Annotated in this window: 1 protein-coding gene and 1 pseudogene; one reads left to right on the top strand and one right to left on the bottom strand. The window is 33.4% G+C overall.

Features of this window, described 5'->3' with window-relative positions; genetic code table 11:
* Positions 1–226 (top strand): annotated as a pseudogene (locus tag AC27VX_RS23670) (RHS repeat-associated core domain-containing protein); the annotation flags it as partial.
* Between the two features lie 985 nt (positions 227–1,211).
* On the opposite strand, the gene AC27VX_RS23665 reads toward AC27VX_RS23670, so the two are convergent.
* On the bottom strand, positions 1,212–1,403 hold the full coding sequence (locus tag AC27VX_RS23665) for a hypothetical protein (RefSeq protein ID WP_236855656.1): 192 nt from the start codon (positions 1,401–1,403) through the stop codon (positions 1,212–1,214).
* Positions 1,404–1,688 lie beyond the last annotated feature (285 nt).

The raw sequence follows: 1,688 nt of genomic DNA, 5'->3' as shown, positions 1-1,688 counted from the left end.
CCGTTTGGATTAAACCATGTTGGAGGATCTGGAAGTTATTACAACTACAAGTATAACGGCAAGGAACTTCAGGAAACAGGGAATGTATGATTATGGGGCAAGATTTTATATGCCGGATATCGGAAGATGGGGAGTAGTAGATCCGTTGGCGGAGAAGATGACAAGACATAGCCCTTACAATTATGCGTTTAATAATCCTATAAGGTTTATTGATCCAGATGGTAGAGCCCCTAAAGATGATATTACGGTTAATAATTCAGGCAAAGTTCAATATGTAAAACAAAATAATCAACCCAATAGATTTTTTGACATGAAAGGAAATGAACTTAAATTCAATGACCCAAAAGGTGTTGATAAGAAATTCTTAAACTCTGAATTTAAAAAAGGAGATAGGGTTTATTATGCTATAAGCTCAGGGCAAGTAGATAAAGCTGTAAATAGTGTAGGGTTAAATGATGAAATAAAAAAGGCTAGAGGAGCAGTTGTAGCATTGCCAAGTAATGAAATGAAAGCGGCGGCTTATGGAATAGCAAATGCAATGATTGCCTTTGAATCTCATAATGATGCTGATTTTACACATAGTTTTTTAACAAATCAAGTTGAAGGAGGAAAGAATGGTTTAACAGAAGATGGAGGAGTTTTTAGAACATACTATGTAGAAGATGAAGCATTTTTTAAATTTGAAGGGACAAATGATGTTTACAATCTTTATGATGCAGGGAATTTTATGTGGGGAAATTGGACAAAAGAAATTGGATTAACAGATATAGAAGTTTCGACAGGTTCACAAGCAAATGAGTTGAGAAAAGGCAGCTTAGATTCTGGAGCGGATCAAAATGCAATAAAAAAAGGAAGAAAATATTAACATGCTAAAAAAGATTCAATACCCTAAAAATTTAATACTGATATTTTTAGTATTTTCTTTGTTTTTCTATCTAATTAGAAATATTGGAGATGGAAGATCTCTTATTGATTTGATATTAAACTGGATTATTTTTATACCAGGAATAGTTACGTTTTTTATTTTTTTTATAAGTAATATTTTCAAATATAAGAATGACAGAACTAATTTATTATATTCTGTAATACCTCTAATTATTTTATTCTCTTTCATTATTTATGTTGTATATAATTTTTTTATAACTTGGAATGAAGTATGGAATACTCCATAATAAAAACAACAAAGCCACTCGTTTGAGTGGCTTTGTTGTTTATAAAATGCTTTGCAGTTTAGTTTGCTTGAGAAAGGCATCCAGGAGAGCGAAGACGTGTTGTCTGTCGTTCTCTTTTAGTTTTTGGATATCAAGGATTTTGGAGATGATATTTTTTTCCAAAAGAACATTTGTAGACCCTACAAGATAATCCAGAGACACTTCCAGGGCTTCTACCAGCTGTGTGGCCATCTCAATAGATGGTTTTGCTTCCTCACGCTCCCCCCGCTGGTACGAATATTTTGTTCGTACCTAAATTAAATATAAGATTACTTTTCAACGCAGCTTGTTCTTATAAAGCCCAAGCTGGATTTTTCAGGAGTAGCTCTAACAGATAACCTTGAATATAAATACACCGGAAACCGCCTTAATCAGGTGATAGAATCTGCCATGAACGATACCGGTTATGAAGGAAGTAATAATATCATAGATTATGACCTGAACGGGAGTGTGACCACGATGAAGGATAAAGGAATT

Source organism: Chryseobacterium sp. 14P4.3.2 (assembly GCF_057799275.1).
This window is presented reverse-complemented; position numbering and strand designations above follow the sequence as displayed.

Coding starts and splice junctions, on each gene's coding strand:
- AC27VX_RS23665 (WP_236855656.1), bottom strand. CDS start 1,403: ATGGCCACACAGCTGGTAGAAGCCCTGGAAGTGTCTCTGGATTATCTT.